The following is an 18252-nucleotide window of genomic DNA, read 5'->3' as shown; positions in this document are numbered from 1 at the left end:
CCCTTTGCCATAAACTCCTGTCAACTCAACCCTGACGTATTGTTAGCCTGCTGCAGTTCTTTGAGCTCCTCAGCAGTTAATTCCCGGTAGGAGCCCGCTTCCAAGTACTCATCTAGAAGCAGGGGCCCCATCGATATCCGTTTCAAGAAGACGACCTTTTTTCCAACAGATTGAAACATACGCTTAACCTGATGGAACTTCCCTTCCATGATCGTCAATTCAATCTTTGAAACCTCACCCGCAGCGGGCTCCCCAGATCTTAGAATAACCAGCTTCGCAGGCATCGTTACATATCCATCATCCAATGTCACACCTGCTGCAAAGGCATTTTTGTCCTCATCTGTAACTTCCCCCTCCACCTCGGCAAAATAAGTTTTGGGTACATGCTTGCGCGGGGACAACAAATTATGAGCTAACTTGCCGTCATTCGTTAACAGCAGCAGTCCCTCTGTGTCTTTATCCAACCTTCCGACGGGAAATGGTTCAAATGTCTGGTATTCCGCAGCCAATAAGTCAATAACAGTACGGTCTCGAGAGTCCTCTGTCGCCGATATAACCCCCTGTGGCTTGTTCAGCATCAAGTATATAAACTCGCGGTAACGAACTTCTAATCCATCCACAGTAATTTGGTCTTGATCAGGATTGACCTGTATGCCGCCGTCTTTAACTGAACGACCGTTCACATAAACCGTTCCGGTTTTCATCATTCGTTTGATCTCACTGCGCGTACCGTGACCGGTATGCGCCAACAGCTTTTCCAAACGTATCGTTTGCTTCATTCTAGGTCCACCTCCAACCGGCTGGATACTCATTTTTCAACATACCATCTAGCCATTTCCCCCAACCGACCGGATAACCGTCGATACATACAAGACAATAGCCTTTCAAGGGGATATCTGTTTGGGATCTTATAACCCTTTCCTGGGGGATCTCCAAAGTTTCCCCCTTCAAATACCTGATTGCAGCGCCATCTCCTACTGATAACGAAACTGTCCGGACCGCATCGGAAGCCTGCAGCCCCATTGCTAACGCATGTGAAGGCTCAAAACGCTGCTTGCGGAAGCTGCCCAAGTACCAGCCTGGACGAATGACACGAATCCCATTCAAATTAGGAAGGCCCTCTGGCGCAGCATATACATGGTCGCCGTGCAGCGTAATAGTGCCTATGGCTACGTTTGGTGCGTGCTCTGCTATAAATTGATGCAGCAGCTGCAAATCAACGGCAGGCTGGTCCTTCACCTTAACTGACGGACGAGAGCCTTCAGTGCCGCGCTGCCTTCCAGCCTTAGCCTGCTTACTTACTTTCATTGCTTCAAACCTGCCAGATGCTTCTTGCAGCAACGGCATCTCATCAACCAATTCATCCTCATCATCGATGGAATATTCAAGTACCGCTGCAAAATGACCTTCTCCCTGCAGCAAATGCGGCCATAATCTCACTGTACCCTCAACCGCCTGCTTGGAGCGTTCAGAAATATGAGGCGCTGAAGCTTTCTCAAACTCATCGATCCTGCTACCCGCAGCCCTATCCACCCAAGCCGGCACACCGGAACAAAAACCATGTTCTGGAGCAATCGGCAATACCTTAAATCGCGGATGTGCTTCGATAAACTCCGCTATCATTGCTTCATTTTCTTCTGGAGAGAACGTACAGGTAGAATACACGATCCGTCCTCCTGCTCGCAGCATGACAGCAGCTTGTTTAAGAAGCTCCCGCTGCATCTCAGCATACTTCTTCACCCAATCGGGCTGCCAGGCCTTGGCCATATCCTCTTCCTTACGGAACATGCCTTCCCCCGAACACGGGGCATCGATCAGAATTTTATCAAAATAGCTTTCGAAAGGCCGCTGCAGCTTTTCAGGCTGCTCATTAAGCACAACTGCGTTTCGTACGCCGCTCAATTCGATGTTCTTCACCAATGCTTTCACTCGATCTGAATGAATATCGTTAGTTACCAGAATGCCTTGACCCGCCAGCTTCGCTGCAATTTGCGTCGATTTACCTCCTGGTGCCGCACATAAATCGAGTACACGCTCACCAGGATGAACGTCCAACAGCTCGACCGGTGCCATTGCGCTTGGCTCTTGTATATAGTACAAGCCCGCATGGTAGTACGGATGCTTGCCGGGCCGATCCGCTTCGTTATAGTAGAACCCTGTCGGTGTCCAAGGAATCGGCTTTAATGGTAAAGCTGAGATGGAAAGGAATTGCTCTACACTCGTTTTCAACGTATTTATCCGCAGCCCATACCACCTGGTATCCTCATAAGAAGCAAGAAAAGCCGAATATTGTTCACCCAGCATACGCTCCATTTTAGTTAAAAAAGCTTCAGGCAACTGACTGCTCATATTCGTCCAACTTTCCGCATCTTATTTTACACTAAATACCTGTTCCAGTTAATTCCACTGAAAAAAATACATCTTATCGCCTTCAGGCTGCTTTTGATAACGTGCCAACCAATGTCCGCTCAGCAGGCTAAACGTATTATTGTCCCAATTATATTTCTTATAGTTCAAAGCCGCTACTACCAGATCAGATCGGGTTAACGAACTTACGAACATCCTTTTCATCCCTTCATCCTCATAGATAACAATATCCTCGTCCTCAAGCAATTGGACCTGGTAAGCCGTCTTCCAACGGGTCATGTAATAATTGTTTTCCAAAAGATTTACAAATACTTGCTCTTGATTGGATGGTACTAAAGCACTGAGCGTTACTTTACCGAACACAATATCTTTCTTATCCCAATTGTCAGGAACATCCGTTTTGCTAAGCATTGTCATCGAGCCTGTGCTCATATCGCCCAGCAGCCAGCCTAACGTCTTTTTGTAGGGCTGTCCATTACCGTTCATCGCGACTATGAATTTATGCAGCAGTACCGCTTTCTTGCTTTCACTGTAGCCTCCGAATTCAAGCCTTTCCTTCGCATCCTTAGATAAGCTGAATCGCTTGGTTGGATTCCCTTGTTTATCTATCAATTGAACGCCATTAGGCAAAAGCAGCGATTGCTTATCGCCCATCATTACATTTTCCGGCAAACGGTCGTAAGTAAAATTATAATACATTATTTTCCCTTGTACATCCATCCCAACCTCAACAAAACCCTTCTCAGTAAGTAACGGTTGGCGTACCATTCCTGTACTCAGGTCGATCCACGACACATCATTCTGATAACGCGAGGTACTATATAGGGCAATACCGCTGTTCGCCAATAGTTCAAAATATTCTCCAGCCTTGACTTCGTTCGAGCCTTCTATAGCCTGTCTAACCTCACCCGTACTCAAATCATAGCTTGAAATTCCATTCCTGCTATCTCGTACGAGCAAATGTGATTTGTCAGGGGCAAGCTGGGAGCTATAAATAATCGGCGGCTTGCCGCTATTCACAGCTTTATATGAATAACGGAATAATTCCATTACAGGTGTTATCGTCTTATGTATAAAATTAAATTTATTGACCAAATAAACCCACTCATCATGCTCATTCTTTACAGTTGTGTATAGAAACTCATCCCCCGATAAATAACCGCTCAATCCCGTCGATTGCAGCCCGGCCTCCAGTTGTTCACCATTAGAATAAGTAAACCCTATCGGTTCTACGAGCATTTGTTGTGTTTGCGGATCGGCAGATACAAGATCTACCTGCACCCAGGCATTACTACCCTCCAGCTGCTGCCGTTGTACCAAATAATCCATTCGTATTCCATCCGGTGCCGCATATTGTCCTTGTACATGCCCTTGCTTGGCAAAAAGCTGAATTCCCTTGTTTATTTTGGACTTGTTAACCTGCAGGGAGCCAAAGTTGTGTTGTGGCAATTCAACATTGGAAGCTTTGAAATCATCCGCTGCTTTATAGCTGACAGGTGCAGTAATTAGCTTGGCAGAACTCGCCTTTCGTTCGGATGTTTCAATGGGTTTAACCAATAACGTTTTCCATACAGGGTATGAAAAAACAACGAAGCTTGCCGCACATAGCACAGCCAGCCCCACTGCGAACCAAATGAAAGGTTTTTCTGCTTTTCTGATGTTGAGTTTCATAACGTATTCCCCGCAGTCTGTTCAAAGAATCACTCTACGTTGTAAGCGTAATGATGTATTCCACAACTCTGTAAAAAATCCTTCATTTAATGACCTGACCAAAAAAGGTATTTCATTCCTCATAAGAAAAGCTTCTATTCGAAGCAATCTCCATGAAGATACATTCGTGTCCTAAGCGGCTTTTCTTGCAATATTAGAAAGGTGAGCCTCTGGTCGGTTCAAACTTATACATCGAGCTGGTACTTCCGGCTCCCCGCCCCATAGAACATAGGGAGCGATTAGCGATAGGGGGCTTGCATCACGTGAGATTGAACGTCAGTTCGCTGATACTAACGAAACCTGGTACCTCTTAGCGGACATAATCGTTCCGCTATAGCTTGAAAGCACAAAAAACAGAGAGATAACGGAACAGCTGCTTCCGTCATCTCTCGTTATGTGCATAATATTCATCATTCGGCCCAAATAGCGGAATTCCGGCTTCCGCTATCGTCTTAAAATAGATGCGACAGATTAAATAACGGAATTTCCTGTTCCGTTCAGGACCTGAACAGAAATCGAACGTACCAATGTGCGCTTTCGTACATTGGTACGTCTGGATGGATGGTTGTGCGACTTCAGCCACTTATTGAAGTGGTGTTCCTATGTGGCTTGGAAGCAAACGCAGGAATACAAATTTGCCTCACATAGTCATGCTCTGAATAAAATGGGATCCGATTAACCAGAATCAACTACCACAAAGCGGCACAACTCCCCTCGGCATTCCCTCGCTTGTAGAATAACTGGAAAACCTCCATCTAATCTCCTCAATTATACCCATAATTCTGATATAACTGGAATTTCCGGAGCTAAATCAGAACATATCCCAGTTTACGGGGTAATCCGTCCCAAATAGAGGTATATTTTCCAGTAAAATGATCCATTGAGGCAATAGAGTCAAAATTAGCGGGAGGTTTTCCATCTAGTACTGCTGCCATAAATTATATTCGGCAACTGCGCTATTTGAACAAAGGCGCTGATTTGGAGTAAAGTCCAATTTTATTATTCTTCCTCATGACTTACTTCAGGCGGATTCAGTGTAAGCTCTGCGACCAGTTGAGCTAGTTCTGGATCTGTTATATGTATATCCAAGTCATAAAATGCAAACGGCTCCTGATCCAACCGCTCCAAGCGCTTCAGATAAGCCTTACTGTCCAGTATCAACCGTTCCAAATCAATGCCAAGCCGCGGCTGCTTGGAGTGTTCAAGCTTCTCCAGCGCTGCTGTATACAGCTTAATGGCTCCGCTCACATTACCGTTCCTGTAATGGTACAGGCCTACTGCAACCTGCAGAAGGCCTTGAAATATAGGAGCTCTGCCTTCCTCCAGCCAAAGCTCCTCCATAACCTCATGACACTCGAAATAATCCCGCTCCACATTAAAGTAATAAATAAACTTAACATAAAGCAGGTCATATGGCTGCTCTCCTATCACGGTTTCACCTCAATTATTTCGGACAGGATAAGCGCAGCTGCTTCTTCAAGCAGTTACCCTTTTTTGGCCCGTGCAATAGCCTCATCGATTTCAGCAGACAGCTCTTTGAGATACCTAACGTCATCAGTCTCCCAATGCTCGTTGAAGCGCAGCTGGAATTGGGCTGCTTCTCTTACTCGATAGTAGAAATAGAGCTCCTGAATTCCATTTAATACCCGGGAAATAATATTCGAATTATCATCAAATAACTGCTGCGCTTCCATAATTTCATCACGGATACTGCTCATCTCCTGGTCAAGCAAATAGGCAGCTTCGGCAGCTTTGCTAAGCCGCTTAATCACTTCCTCCGGCAGGCTCTCCCGGTATTTATAATTAAGCGAATGTTCTATTGTAGCCCAGAAATTCATAGCAAGTGTCCGGATCTGAACCTCAGCCAACACTCTTTTCATCCCAAGTGCTGTTTGCACCGGATATTCTACTATCATGTGATAGCTTCGGTATCCGCTCGGCTTCTTATTAGTGACGTAATCCTTCTCATAGACTAGCGTCATATCCTCACGCTTACGGATCAGCTCAGCCAGACGTTCTATGTCCTCAACAAACTGACACATAATACGTATGCCGGCAATATCCTCAATGCCTTTCTCCAATTGCTCACTAGGAACATTCAACCTTTTCGCTTTTTCCAAAATACTGGAAACTTTCTTAACCCGCCCGGTTACAAATTCAATTGGAGAATATTCCTCTCTGCTTTTCAATTCACCGCGTAATGTTTTAAATTTAACCTTCATTTCCTCAACAGTTTGTTCATAGGGTAACAGGAATTTTTTCCAGTCGCGTCCATCCATCCAAGTTCCTCCATTCTTACTAACGCCGGTGTGCAGAACCGACCGCTTCCGTTATATGGCTGAATCCATCCTTCCGCAGAAGGTTTAGTAATCCCTCATTCAAGTTTCGAATCAATCCAGGTCCTTCATAAATGAGTGCCGTGTAAATTTCTACCAAGCTTGCACCGGCACATATTTTGTCATAAGCGTCCTTCGCCGTGAAAATACCTCCCGATCCGATAATCGGCAGCTTTCCTTCAGTCGCTGCATATATCGAGTGGATCAGGCGAGTCGAGCGTTCGGTGAGCGGTCTGCCGCTTAAGCCGCCCATTTCTCCTTTATGCTGATGAGTCAAACCATCTCTTGAGATTGTCGTATTGGAGGCAATGATGCCCGAAACACCGCTATTTACAATAGTTTGGACCATGTACATAACTTCTTCATCTTGAAGATCCGGTGCAATCTTCACAAGAACGGGCTTGGCTGCCCCTCCTTTTTGTTGATGCTGCAGCTTCATTTCTGCTTGAACGGCGTCCAGTAGTCTGGATAAATCGTCACCGTGCTGCAAACTTCGTAAATCCGGCGTATTGGGCGAGCTGATATTCACTACGAAGAAATCGCCATAATCGTAAAGCCGTTTAATGCAAGCCCGGTAATCATCCTCTGCATGCTCATTTGGCGTAGCCTTGTTTTTCCCGATATTAACGGCTACTGGTATAGATCGCTTTCCCGATTCTTGCAAATGCTGCGCCATCGTTTCGATCCCTACATTATTAAAGCCCATACGGTTGATCAGTGCCACGTCCTCCGGCAGACGGAACAAGCGCGGAAGCTCATTGCCAGCCTGCGGCTTTGGAGTCACCGTGCCAACCTCCATAAACCCAAAGCCTATGCTCGAAAAGCCTGTGACAGCTTTCGCATTTTTATCCAAACCCGCAGCCAACCCAACAGGATTAGCAAAAGGAATTCCCCACAATTCGGTTCTCAATTCAGGATACTCCGGTACCGCGTACAATCCTCTCAGCAGCGCCCTTCCTCCTGGTAATTTTGTAGCCGTGTGAAGGCCATCTATTGTAAGATGATGCGCCTTTTCAGGATCCATTTGAAATAAAATCGGCTTAACTATTTTTTTATAAAGCATTATGTCTCTCCCCCACGAACGATAAGTTGCTCTCTTTGAACAGTTTATCGTTTTATGCAGGAAAAATAAAGAGGACATGTCTTGCAAAATCATCTACGCAATGGGTTACATTATGATAAAATATTCCTAAATCCACTTAAAAGGCAGGGCTGATCCCTATGCAGCGTAAAAAACCAACTTATTTGCAGCAGCGTAAACCAAAAGATGAGATCAACAAAAAACTTTTAATTTGGGTGGGCTGCGTATTCGCGGCAATAATTATTGCCATGACCGTATTATTGCTATTGAATAAATAATGCTCTATCGTTCAATTAACATCAAAAAACAAAGAAGGACGTCAGGTTTTGTCACCTGATATCCTTTTTTTGTGGTGGATTAATCCAACCATTTGTAAACTTTACCAGGATTCGTTTCATTGCTGTTAAGCGGCAGGCGGAACACCGGCTCCCCTCGCTTGATTTCAGACGGCAAAAGGCCTTTTCCGATCGTCACAGAGGTGCCTAATGGAACCATGTCAAACAATTCCTCAACATCCTCCTGCAGCATGCGAATACAGCCTAATGATTGGTCCTTCTCAATACTTGCCGGCTTATTAGTCCCATGGATGGCATACAGCGTATCTGAAAGCGTCATACCTCTGCTGCCAAAGTCGCCATTGGATTTTCCGTTCGGATTCCTGACCTTTTCCGATATCTCGAACGTGCCCTCAGGTGTTTTATTAGCTCCGAGGCCTACCGGATAGCTGCGTACAATCATTTGGCCGCTTATAACTGCCAATCGGTGGTTAGTCTTATCAACTACAATCCGAATCGGTTCCGTCAACGGCTTCATAAGCCCGCTTACGCTTGAAAATGAATTAGGAGAACCAGGCGATCCAGAACCTATGCCCGCTGTTTCAGGCACAGAGCTTGGAGTAATTGCAGCTGGATTCTTCCCCTGACGGTCAGGTGATTCTACAGCGAGTTGTTCTTTCTGCTGATCATACAGCTGCTGCATGAAAGGTGTAATGCCTGGCAGTACATTTTGTGGATATGGTTGATTCAATGCTTGCAGCTCTTGAGGCGGTTGACCATTTTTACGTGTATATGAGGCTATGGCTGAACGAAGAACAAGCTCCTGCTCTCGTTGTCCTGCCCAAGATTGATAAATTGCTCGTGCTTTTGAGGAATCAGTAGGCTGACAACTGCAGCTCTCTGCATCATGATAGTAAATTTGCTGTTGAGCGGCATCCTGTTTACCTTCGACAGAAAGCAATAAATCCGGCGGTTTCAGCCATGAGATCCACTTGCCGTCATCAGTTGGCTTGCCATAAGCCAATATCGCGTAGCTGTTCAATCTTTCCTTAATCAACATTTCCTGCAGTGCTGCACCGACGTTTTCTTTGCTTTTACCGGCCGTCACATAATACACCTTGGTTTGTTCAACCATCGCCGCGCTAACATCCTGGGGAAGTGATGGAACACTGGGTAATGGAAGTGAGCTCGGTTCAAATGGTGGTGAATAGGCAATCGCTGCCAATGCCAGTGTCGTTAGAGCAGCTATACGGAAGCGATTAAGCCAGCGTTTCCTCATCCCCTTACGTTCCCATTGCTTTAATGATTGGAGGGATTCCAAAGAAACAGGTATAGCTTTATTCTCAAAGGCTTCGTAAACCTCTCCTGCTTGTGAAAAGCAATACAGAGCTTTACCTCGTTTACCTTGAGCATCATATTCACGACCTAGCAAATACCAGGCCATTTTATTATTCGGGTGCTCGCGCACGTATTTTTTTAAGTGAAGTGGATCTTCTTGATGCTTAAAAAATTGTCGAAGCTGCTCCTCATGCTCTTTTCCTTTCATCCAATCCCTTCCTTCCACCCTTACCTCTTACTATCGGCTTCTTTTTCAAAATTTTTTAGGGCAGAAAAAAACACCACGGTATCAAGGGACCTGGTGCAAAAAAATTTATACGATGTATTCAACTAAAAAAACTTATTCTACCGGTGCAACAAAGGGTCTTACTTCAAATTCATCCTTTAAATAATTTCGTGTGTGCATAACGGTTTCGAAGGCCTTTACAACCCAGGGATCAAAATGCGTTCCTTTGCACCGGATAATTTCATTTACTCCATCCTTGTAGCTTCTTCCCTTGGCATAAGGACGATCTGTAGTCATAGCGTCAAAAGCATCTGACACAGCGACTATCCTGGCATAAAACGGTATTTCCTCTCCTTGCAGCCCTTCCGGGTAACCGGATCCATCCATCTTCTCATGGTGATACATCGCAACCTCAGTCGCTTGAATCATCCGTTCTTCCGGCTGCATCTTGGATAATATTCGGGCACCGATGGTTGTATGGGAAATCATAATCTGGAATTCCTCTTCATTCAGACTGTCGGCTTTTAGCAGCACCCGATCCGGAACACCAATTTTACCAATGTCATGCATCAAGGCAGCCCTGTAGAAATGCTTGCATTCAATTTCCGATATTCCCAATTCCCTCGCGACCCATAAAGAATATAGCCCCACTCTAGAAGAATGACCTGCTGTATAAGGATCGCGGGAATCCAGAGCTAATACTAGCGAATGAATAACGCTAATTGAAAAAGGATCATTGATTTCAGTCATACCCTTCTTCAACTCATCCGTCGATTCCAGTAATAGTGAGAGCTCCTTATTCCGCTTCTCCAATTCTTCCACTCGATTCTGCAGCTCTTGCATACTGGACATTCGATCCCGCCTCCAACCTAGTGGGCTTTTGACTTCTATCATAATCCAAAAGACCTATGATGTGAAGAGCAGAACCTTCTGCTATCCAACATTATAGGTCTTTCAATAACGAAACCTCATACAGCTATAGACGTTTATTAACGAAGAATAGCAGTCCTTGCGGCCTCATACCACTGGACATTCAATCCGATTTGTTCAGCAAAGAAACGAACGGGCACAAATGTAGTATCGTCCTTAATGTAAGGTGCAGCATCGGTTTCCTTCATAACTGCATCTTTTCCTTCTACTGTTTTTTTAATACCTGTTTTATCGATATACAATTCAATGGCAACCCCGTCTTTCGACAGCTGAACACTGCGTGCTGCTTCATTAAAGGTTACTTTGTAGCCCAGTGTTTCTGTAATCGCTCTGACCGGAACCATCGTTCTGCCGTCTTTAATTTCAGGCTTCACATTAAATTCAATCAGTTGCGAGCCGTAAGCCACCTTCACTTCATTATCCTTTGGAAGATTGGCTGGCAGTTTATAGAGACTGATCTTACGAATCTTATTATTGCCAGAATCTGCTACAAGGATGCTTCCATCCTGTTGCACGGCTACGTCGGAAGGATTTCTTAACTGAGCGCTGCGATCTGCTCCATCCGCTTCTCCTCCACGAAGGTTTGCAGCTCCTGCAATGGTGGACACTTGACCATTCAATAAATAGCGAATCGAATGATTATGGCTGTCTGCAATTAGAAGTCCGCCTTCATCCGTTACTGCGATACCTTGAGGAGAGTTAAACAAAGCTTTATTAGCAAGTCCATCGGCATAATCGCCGGCAGCATATAGGTCTGACTTTCCATACAAACCCGTTTTGGCATCATTTAAGCTGCTGCCCGCCACCGTCGTTACCATGTTATTCTGCAAATCGATATATCGGATTCTTTGATTCCCTGTGTCACTTACATACAGGTTTCCTTTGCTGTCCAAAGCAAGCCCTGTAGGTTCGTTAAACTTAGCAGATGCCAGGGTACCGTCCGCAAAATCACCTGATTGAATCACTTGTCCAGGCGTAACCTCAATGAGTCTCCCTGACAAGGAATTTAATGTCTTAACTTGCCCGGTTGGACTGATACTGCGAATCAAATGATTCAAAGTATCGGCAACATAAATAGTTCCATTTGCTGCAACAGCTACATCAGAAGGATTGTAGAAGCTAGCCTCCATCCCTGCAGCATCCTTCATTCCGATTAAGCCGTTACCGGCAATAGTTGTAACTTGACCGGAAGGTGTAACTTTACGGATCGCATGGTTCGCCGCATCAGCAACGATGATGTTGCCTTGACTGTCAATCGCAAGGCCGGCAGGGTTTTGGAAAAATGATGCATCCGTACTACCATCATATCTTCCACCTTCAGGAAAACCTTTAATATCTTTTTTCAAACTAAGACCTGCGTAGGTGGTTACTTGATTGTCTTTGACTAAACGCAGCAAATGATTGCGAGTGTCGGCAACAAGCTGAGCACCGTTAGGCAACACAACGATACTGGTCGGGCTTCGGAATGATGATGACAAAGCGGCCCCGTTCTCTGCGCCGAAATCACCGATTCCTGCTACTGTTTTGACATCAGTTAATATCTGGTCATTGCTTCCCTTAACGCTATCTGAGGATAATGATGCTCCCCATGCCGTCGTACTGCTCATCAGTACAGATGCTATAAGGCTCAGAGCAACGAGCTTACTTACTTTTTTCATATGGTTCCCCTTCCCGAATCATACCCTACTTAGTTACTGTAATCGATTTGGGAGTTGTAAACTCCGCAACAGTAGCACCGTTCTTATTAACAACCTTGACATAAATAAGATCTACATTCGTTGGACCCGTTGCATTGGGAGAGAAGGTTAATGGAATTGAAACCAAAGCCTTTGTCCCAACTACTGTAATATTTTTAACCTCTGCTGTTGAATTAGTTGCTTCAAACTGAGAAGCTGCATAGACCAATTCTGATTGCGTACTTCCAGTATGCTGCTTCAATGTTTCTGCTGATTTATCCGCCCCGTCAAATACGGTATTCGGTACGTCTACAAGCTCTTTTGGGCCATTGTAGCTTAATGTGTTGTTATAGAACAGATGAGCTTGAATCGCATAAAACTCCTTATCCGACAGGAAATTTTTCATAGACAATTGCAATGTAACGGTATTGGCATCTTTGCTAACCTGAGTTAACGTAATATCCGTTATTTGAACAGTAATGGTCGGAATAGTAATGGATGCACTGAGCCTGCCTCCAATTTCAGCACGAGCCTTTAAATTATAGACTCCATCAGGTAGAGTTAAAGTGAATACGGAAGGTGCATCCCCTTTGCCCACAATAGTAGATACAATGGTTTCACCATTCAGAATTTGGATGTTGGAGTTTGCTGCCGCCGTTAGCTTTACTTCAACACTTCCTGTTGTATTCGTTGTTACAGCTGTTGGACTAATCAGTACAGGCGGCTGTACAACAGTATTGCTCGGTCTGGATGAACTACCACCTGATGAAGGTGACGGACTTGGCGTTGTTGTTGGTTCATTGCTCGAGGATTTCTCCTTCTCAGCCTGGAGACGCTGCTTCTCCTCATCACTCAGCTTGCTTGTGTATTCAGCTTCCGCTTTTTGTTTAGCTTCTTCAATTGCTTTTTTATTTTCTTCTTCAATTCGTTTTTTTTCTTTTTCCATACTTTCTAAGATCGCTTTTAATTTTTCCAACTTTTCCTTTTCAAGCTTTAGCTTCGTTTCTAACTCAGCTTGCTTTTTTGCATTTAATTTTTCAAGCTCAGCTTTTTTTAATTTTTCTTTCTCAGAGTCTACACCCGCAGTCTTATCCAAAGGCGCTACTTTATCTAAATCCAGCTTTTTCGTTGCATCATTAATTTGGTTGTTGGCATCCGAAATGATAGCCTTCATTGCATCCGGAGTAATTTTATTTTGCGCCAATGCAGCTAAGGCAATATTTCCAATAAGGTTATCCAAGTTTTTAGCGACTTTATCCAGCTCTGCCGTATCCTTGATCGTCAGTGAAGATTCACCTGTATTGGAATTACCGTTCTCTTCAATCTCTTGTTTCTTAGCAGCAATAAATTGTTGATTTTCTTGATCTATAAGAGATTTATTAAGAATAAGTGCTTTAATGACTTCCGGGGATGCTGTCTGTACAAATGTATTAATGTCAATAATATCGACTTTAAAATCCAAATCCTTTACTTCATCCCTGCTGTCAAGATTTAACTGTTGGGATGGCAGCAAGATCGTGTTAGTCGTTTGCTGGGTGCCATCTTGCCCATTGTTTGTAGTTGTTGATGCATCAATCTTTCCTGCCGCCAGAAACACGGTCATAATTCCAGTTTCCGGATTAATCGATACGCCTAATTGCGTTCCACGAACACCCATGACCGCGGTTGGAGTCTCAACTTCAAATTCATCCTCCGAGCTAACCAGGGATTTAACCTTAACCCACAATGAGCCTGCCCATGACTTTATTTTGGACGTTTTCCCGGCCCCTTGTTCAGACAGCTCCGCAATGATGATTTCCGCATTCTCACTTACCGTAATCTCGTCTTCGTGGTCGGCAATTTTTAATACTGCCGAGGAGCTTGCTCCGGTAATAATGACATCGCCTTCGTTTAAGCTCATATCTTTGTAGGCTGTGTATGATTTGGAGCCTCCTGCCTTTTTGACGCTAACGGTACCATTAGCAGCAACTATTATTGCAGCTCGAGTTGATTTTGCTTCTGCTGGCTTGGCTAGTGCTGTTGATAACAATGAAAACACCATGCAAAATGCAACAAATAGCGACAAAAATGATTTCTTTTCACCCATCCTCATCCGCTTTGAATGTCCCACATTAAATCTCCTCTCATCTCTATCAATCTTTTTTACGAACTAACTCACTCTATTAATTGTAATTTGATATTTTTTAATTAGCAATGCAAAATTTGACACATTACGAGGCTTTCCCCGCTTTCCCTCCCTCTGCCGGAGTACCCTTTATGCTTACCACTTCAAAAAGCTTCAAAGCCGAGCTTTTCCCCTTCATTAGCTTCTCGCCGGCAAAGTTATATTCGATATAATCCTTTGTCTGCTCATAGGTGGATTCAGATACCCAAACTTGATTCGGACTGGCTGTCGATTCGATCCTTGCTGCTGTATTGACATTGTCTCCAATGGCCGTATAATCCACCCGCAAATAAGAACCAATATTTCCTACAACTACATCTCCTGTATTGATACCAATTCTTATACTAAGATTGATCCCATATTTAGCCTCGACATCAGCACGAACCTGCTCCATCCCTTTTTGTATTTCATGGCCCGTCTTTACGGCATAGAAAGCATGGTTAGGCACATCCAGTGGAGCATTGTACAGGATCATGGCTGCATCACCGATAAACTTATCGATTGTGCCGTGATTTTCAAGTGCTCTCTCTGTAATTAAGTTGAACATCATATTCAAGAAATCAACGACTTCCTCCGGTTTAAGCTTCTCCGATAGCGGTGTAAATCCACTAACATCAAGGAACAGCAGCGTTAACTCTCTTTTGATACCGCCTAACTGGATTTCCGAATCGCTACTGGCAATCTCTTTGACCAAATCAGGAGAAATGTACCGTCCAAATTGCTTGGTTATGTAGTTCTTTTGCTTCGTTTCAAAATAGGTCTTCATTGCTATGTTCCCTAAATAGGAGACTAGGCCGCTCAAAACCGCCCCTACTGAATCCAAGTAAAAATCGCTATAAGCAAATGTTAGGTATTGTACTATCATGAGACCTATTGAAACGGAAAAGACCAGAATAATACCGGAAATTGCTTTTAATCTCCATGTTAAGAAACCGAATAACAAAATCATCAACGCTGCTAATGCGACGGTCCAAGAGCCGCTGACAGGGGTAATAATTTTTTGATTCAGGATTTGATTCAAAATATTGGCATGGGCATAAACCAGATGCATGTGGCGTTCAACCGGTGTAATCCCTTCATCTGAGCCAGGTGCTGTATAACCTACCAAAATGATCCGGTCCTTGAAGGTACCCGCCGGAATTTTCCCCTTGTACACTTCGGAAAAAGGAATGGTTTCAAAATCTTTCTCCACGCCGTCCCACTTGATGGTCAACTGGGATTTCGGACTGTTTTGCTGCACTGGCATATTCACATATTTACTTACATCTGCACCGGCTAATTGAGCCATGGCAAGTCCCATTGAAGGCAATATACCTTCTGGCGTATTGATCTGCAGCCAGTTAAAACGAATTACACCATCCGTATCAAAAGCCGCGTTAATATGCGCTTTGTTCATAGACTTGTTAATGGCGGGAATTGGATTTTGCACCCTCTGCGCCATGATCAATTCGCCCTCTTTAACTTTAGTAGAACGGGCAAATTCATTTTCTAATTCGGCATGGGAAGGAAAGATGATGTTTTTATACTTAGCAATCTCCTCGCCAAGCAACTTGTCGCTCTCCGGGTTATTGCTTTCCGTGTAAAGCTCAATATCGAATCCGATAACTCTAGCTCCGGCCTTTTCCAATTGATTGATCAACTGAGCATATACTTTACGATCCCAAGGATAGGGACCGACCGCCTTAATTGATTCCGCATCAATACCGATGACAAGGATATCACCATGTGGTGCTCCAGTCATGGATTGTTTCATATTAATGTCGAATACTTGGTCGGAGAGCACTTTCCATAGTCCAAAAGTAAGAAAAATCAAACAAATGAGGACCACTATTGTATTTCCGGTTACAATTATTGCCGTTTTACTGACATTTTTTCTCATCTAATCCCTCCAACCCAAAGTTTCGTACATAATCTTATCATAAAACCCATCCAAATACATGGAATTTCTACGAAATTTAACAAAAAAAGCCCTTTTTCCTAGGAATAATTCCCCAGAAAAAAAGGCTTTTTGTCGAATCAATTATTAATTGAAAGGATTAATTGAAAGGAGTGTCTGCTACTTTGATAGAATCAGTAGGACAGCCGTCTTGAGCATCCTGCAGATCGTCATACAAGTCGTCAGGAATTTCAGTTACGCCTTTGTTGCCATCACCGTCAAAAATAACTTCAGCTAAACCCTCATCGTCATAATCATAAATATCTGGAGCTGTTGCTCCACAGGCTCCACATGCGATACAGGTATCTTTTTCAACCCAAGTGTATTTTGCCATCTCTAAATTCCTCCCTAAATTGTAAGCTCATCCTAAAATATAATATAAAACAAGAGAAAGTTCAAATAGTATTCTTCATATGAACTTCTATCCATGCCGCAATCCCATTTATATCGTCTATATCAAGAAAAGGAATCGTTGTAGGTGCTAGCTCTTTTAATGATTCCAACGATGCGGCAGCTGCTGGAGCTTGAGATAAGCTTTTAAAAATTTCAGCCTGTTCTTCATTAAGGAATAAAGCAATTTTATCATGGGTTCCATTTTTGAAGCCTTCTACTAATATGAGCTCATAGCTTTGAGCTTGCAGCATTTCCACTATTTGTTCGAGATCCACAGCTTCCCGCCGGAATGCCATATAGGAAGTTGGTGATACAACTACTGTCGCAGCAGCCCCCGCCTGCCGGTAATGGGTGGAATCCGATCCTTCAGCCTCTTTATAATGCCCATGAGCATCGTGCTTAATCACAGCTACTTTCAGTCCGGAATTGGTAAAATGGGCTACTAACTTTGAAATCAGAGTCGTCTTCCCACTATTTGAAAATCCCGCGAACCCAATCACACTCGTCATCTCTTACTTCTCATCCTCCAACCGATTTAGCTTAAGATGATCCATCTGCAGCGATGTACCTCTCGCTTTATGATCTCGTATGAGCGATGATGGATCGTCTCCCAGCATACCCGCTGTCAATATCGCGCTTTCCCCGAATTTATCACGAAGAGCATCCAATGTTTTATTAAGCTTTTCCCTCACAGGCTGCTTCTCATAATCGAACAAATCCAATTGAACTGCGGCCTCGGCTTTATCCAATAAATTCTGAAGTGTGATTCCAAGCAACCGGACCGGCTTGCCCTTAGACCAATGCTCTTCAAACAATTTACAAGCCATGCTGTAAATGTCCTCACGGTTTTCAGTTGGAGTTTGCAGCTTTGCCGCACGTGTAATCGTCCTCATATCGGGATCTCGGATAGTAATCTGTACAGTCTGGGCCAGCAGCATCTGCTTGCGGAGACGCCTGCCAACCTGATCCGACAAATTAAGAAAAACTCTGCGAATATCAGCTAAATCGGTAAAGTTAATAGGAAGTGTTGTAGTATGACCAATCGATTTGCTTTGTTCCCGCTCCGGATGTACAGGTGAATCATCCTCGCCATTGGCTGAATGTCTTAATACAACGCCCATCACGCCGAAATGCTCTCTTATCAGCTTCTCTTCTGCTTTGGCAAGCTGACCTAAAGTATGGATATTCAAACGCTTTAGCTTTTCGGCTGTTTTGCCCCCTATACCGTATAAATTAGCACAGGGAAGATCCCATAATACCCGCGGCACATCTCGTTTTCGAAGGACGGTAAGCCCATTTGGCTTCTTCATGTCGGAGGCCATTTTGGCCAAGAGCTTATTCGGAGCAACTCCAACCGAACAGGGGAGCAGCAGTTCCTTCCGAATACGATTTTGAATAAGCTCAGCAATTTCCAGTGGAGTACCAAATTGCTTGGACCCTGTTATATCCACATAGCATTCATCGATCGACATGGCTTCCACCATTGGCGAGTAGTTATATACAATATTCATAAAGGCACGGGAATATTGCCTGTACAAATCAAAATTCGGGCGAATGAGGATCAGCTCAGGACATTTTTTCACCGCTTGCCCAACCAGCATACCCGTCTTAATTCCCTTTGCCCTTGCAGCGTAAGAGCATGTGACGATTATACCTTTGCGCAGCTCCACACTACCGGCAACAGCTGTCGGCTTCCCCTTGTAAAGCTCAGGCTCCACCGCCTCATGCACCGAGCAATAAAAGGCATTCATATCAATATGAAGAATCACTCTTCCATTAACCGGATATGCTTGCTTATTTTCAATATTCATAATCTGTCT

General features: G+C 44.1%; 15 protein-coding genes. 1 reads left to right on the top strand and 14 read right to left on the bottom strand.

Translation table 11 applies throughout. The annotated features are described in order from the left end of the window. Positions 1 to 20: 20 nt before the first annotated feature. From ACFQ0C_RS15150 to ACFQ0C_RS15125, 6 genes are all read right to left on the bottom strand, one after another. Entirely contained in the window at positions 21 to 779 is a 759-nt protein-coding gene (locus ACFQ0C_RS15150; protein ID WP_379367917.1) for a pseudouridine synthase, read from the bottom strand. Position 780: 1 nt separating this feature from the next. After that, positions 781 to 2349, bottom strand: a complete 1569-nt coding sequence (locus ACFQ0C_RS15145; protein WP_379367916.1) for an RsmF rRNA methyltransferase first C-terminal domain-containing protein — start codon at positions 2347 to 2349, stop codon at positions 781 to 783. Between the two features lie 48 nt (positions 2350 to 2397). Next, the gene (locus tag ACFQ0C_RS15140) at positions 2398 to 4038 is read right to left on the bottom strand and encodes a hypothetical protein (RefSeq protein WP_379367915.1); all 1641 of its coding nucleotides are present in this window, start codon (positions 4036 to 4038) and stop codon (positions 2398 to 2400) included. A 1038-nt stretch (positions 4039 to 5076) separates the two neighbouring features. Further along, the gene (locus tag ACFQ0C_RS15135) at positions 5077 to 5508 is read right to left on the bottom strand and encodes a DUF309 domain-containing protein (protein WP_379367914.1); all 432 of its coding nucleotides are present in this window, start codon (positions 5506 to 5508) and stop codon (positions 5077 to 5079) included. Positions 5509 to 5561: 53 nt separating this feature from the next. Then, positions 5562 to 6356 (bottom strand): GTP diphosphokinase, encoded by a 795-nt coding sequence (gene yjbM / locus ACFQ0C_RS15130; RefSeq protein ID WP_258212722.1) that lies wholly within the window; start codon positions 6354 to 6356, stop codon positions 5562 to 5564. A gap of 19 nt (positions 6357 to 6375) precedes the next feature. Continuing rightward, positions 6376 to 7476 carry a quinone-dependent dihydroorotate dehydrogenase gene (locus ACFQ0C_RS15125; protein ID WP_379367913.1) on the bottom strand — a complete coding sequence of 367 codons (1101 nt, stop codon included), beginning with the start codon at positions 7474 to 7476 and terminating at the stop codon, positions 6376 to 6378. Positions 7477 to 7634: 158 nt separating this feature from the next. Here ACFQ0C_RS15125 and ACFQ0C_RS15120 point away from each other — a divergent pair, with 158 nt between their 5' ends. Next, positions 7635 to 7772: a hypothetical protein gene (locus ACFQ0C_RS15120; protein ID WP_258212720.1), complete on the top strand. Its 138-nt coding sequence runs from the start codon at positions 7635 to 7637 to the stop codon at positions 7770 to 7772. A gap of 79 nt (positions 7773 to 7851) precedes the next feature. Here ACFQ0C_RS15120 and ACFQ0C_RS15115 read toward each other — a convergent pair whose 3' ends face one another. The 8 genes from ACFQ0C_RS15115 to ACFQ0C_RS15080 all read right to left on the bottom strand — a co-directional run bounded on the left by ACFQ0C_RS15115 (position 7852) and on the right by ACFQ0C_RS15080 (position 18243). Then, positions 7852 to 9315: a L,D-transpeptidase family protein gene (locus ACFQ0C_RS15115; protein ID WP_379367912.1), complete on the bottom strand. Its 1464-nt coding sequence runs from the start codon at positions 9313 to 9315 to the stop codon at positions 7852 to 7854. 132 nt (positions 9316 to 9447) lie between these two features. After that, complete coding sequence (locus ACFQ0C_RS15110) at positions 9448 to 10185, bottom strand: HD-GYP domain-containing protein (RefSeq protein WP_379367911.1); 738 nt, start codon at positions 10183 to 10185, stop codon at positions 9448 to 9450. A gap of 137 nt (positions 10186 to 10322) precedes the next feature. After that, positions 10323 to 11921 carry a stalk domain-containing protein gene (locus tag ACFQ0C_RS15105; RefSeq protein ID WP_379367910.1) on the bottom strand — a complete coding sequence of 533 codons (1599 nt, stop codon included), beginning with the start codon at positions 11919 to 11921 and terminating at the stop codon, positions 10323 to 10325. Between the two features lie 25 nt (positions 11922 to 11946). Continuing rightward, positions 11947 to 14049: a FecR family protein gene (locus ACFQ0C_RS15100; RefSeq protein WP_379367909.1), complete on the bottom strand. Its 2103-nt coding sequence runs from the start codon at positions 14047 to 14049 to the stop codon at positions 11947 to 11949. A gap of 100 nt (positions 14050 to 14149) precedes the next feature. Further along, positions 14150 to 15982 carry a CHASE2 domain-containing protein gene (locus tag ACFQ0C_RS15095; RefSeq protein ID WP_258212715.1) on the bottom strand — a complete coding sequence of 611 codons (1833 nt, stop codon included), beginning with the start codon at positions 15980 to 15982 and terminating at the stop codon, positions 14150 to 14152. Positions 15983 to 16139: 157 nt separating this feature from the next. Next, entirely contained in the window at positions 16140 to 16373 is a 234-nt protein-coding gene (locus ACFQ0C_RS15090) for a ferredoxin (RefSeq protein WP_171656180.1), read from the bottom strand. 61 nt (positions 16374 to 16434) lie between these two features. After that, complete coding sequence (gene mobB, locus ACFQ0C_RS15085) at positions 16435 to 16941, bottom strand: molybdopterin-guanine dinucleotide biosynthesis protein B (protein ID WP_379367908.1); 507 nt, start codon at positions 16939 to 16941, stop codon at positions 16435 to 16437. A 3-nt stretch (positions 16942 to 16944) separates the two neighbouring features. Further along, positions 16945 to 18243 carry a DNA polymerase IV gene (locus ACFQ0C_RS15080; RefSeq protein WP_379367907.1) on the bottom strand — a complete coding sequence of 433 codons (1299 nt, stop codon included), beginning with the start codon at positions 18241 to 18243 and terminating at the stop codon, positions 16945 to 16947. Between the last annotated feature and the right edge of the window lie 9 nt (positions 18244 to 18252).

The sequence above is a fragment of the Paenibacillus sp. GCM10027630 genome, assembly GCF_042676305.1.
Taxonomy (GTDB): Bacteria; Bacillota; Bacilli; order Paenibacillales; family NBRC-103111; genus Paenibacillus_S.
The sequence above is the reverse complement of the archived record's forward strand: the minus strand, read 5'-3'. Positions and strand labels throughout refer to the sequence as shown.

Excerpts from the sequence above, each read along its gene's own strand:
- ACFQ0C_RS15115 (WP_379367912.1), bottom strand. The coding sequence starts at position 9,315 with ATGAAAGGAAAAGAGCATGAGGAGCAGCTTCGACAATTTTTTAAGCAT.
- ACFQ0C_RS15125 (WP_379367913.1), bottom strand. The coding sequence starts at position 7,476 with ATGCTTTATAAAAAAATAGTTAAGCCGATTTTATTTCAAATGGATCCT.
- ACFQ0C_RS15120 (WP_258212720.1), top strand. The coding sequence starts at position 7,635 with ATGCAGCGTAAAAAACCAACTTATTTGCAGCAGCGTAAACCAAAAGAT.
- mobB (WP_379367908.1), bottom strand. The coding sequence starts at position 16,941 with ATGACGAGTGTGATTGGGTTCGCGGGATTTTCAAATAGTGGGAAGACG.
- ACFQ0C_RS15090 (WP_171656180.1), bottom strand. The coding sequence starts at position 16,373 with ATGGCAAAATACACTTGGGTTGAAAAAGATACCTGTATCGCATGTGGA.
- ACFQ0C_RS15080 (WP_379367907.1), bottom strand. The coding sequence starts at position 18,243 with ATGAATATTGAAAATAAGCAAGCATATCCGGTTAATGGAAGAGTGATT.
- ACFQ0C_RS15145 (WP_379367916.1), bottom strand. The coding sequence starts at position 2,349 with ATGAGCAGTCAGTTGCCTGAAGCTTTTTTAACTAAAATGGAGCGTATG.
- ACFQ0C_RS15110 (WP_379367911.1), bottom strand. The coding sequence starts at position 10,185 with ATGTCCAGTATGCAAGAGCTGCAGAATCGAGTGGAAGAATTGGAGAAG.
- ACFQ0C_RS15095 (WP_258212715.1), bottom strand. The coding sequence starts at position 15,982 with ATGAGAAAAAATGTCAGTAAAACGGCAATAATTGTAACCGGAAATACA.
- ACFQ0C_RS15105 (WP_379367910.1), bottom strand. The coding sequence starts at position 11,921 with ATGAAAAAAGTAAGTAAGCTCGTTGCTCTGAGCCTTATAGCATCTGTA.
- ACFQ0C_RS15150 (WP_379367917.1), bottom strand. The coding sequence starts at position 779 with ATGAAGCAAACGATACGTTTGGAAAAGCTGTTGGCGCATACCGGTCAC.
- yjbM (WP_258212722.1), bottom strand. The coding sequence starts at position 6,356 with ATGGATGGACGCGACTGGAAAAAATTCCTGTTACCCTATGAACAAACT.
- ACFQ0C_RS15140 (WP_379367915.1), bottom strand. The coding sequence starts at position 4,038 with ATGAAACTCAACATCAGAAAAGCAGAAAAACCTTTCATTTGGTTCGCA.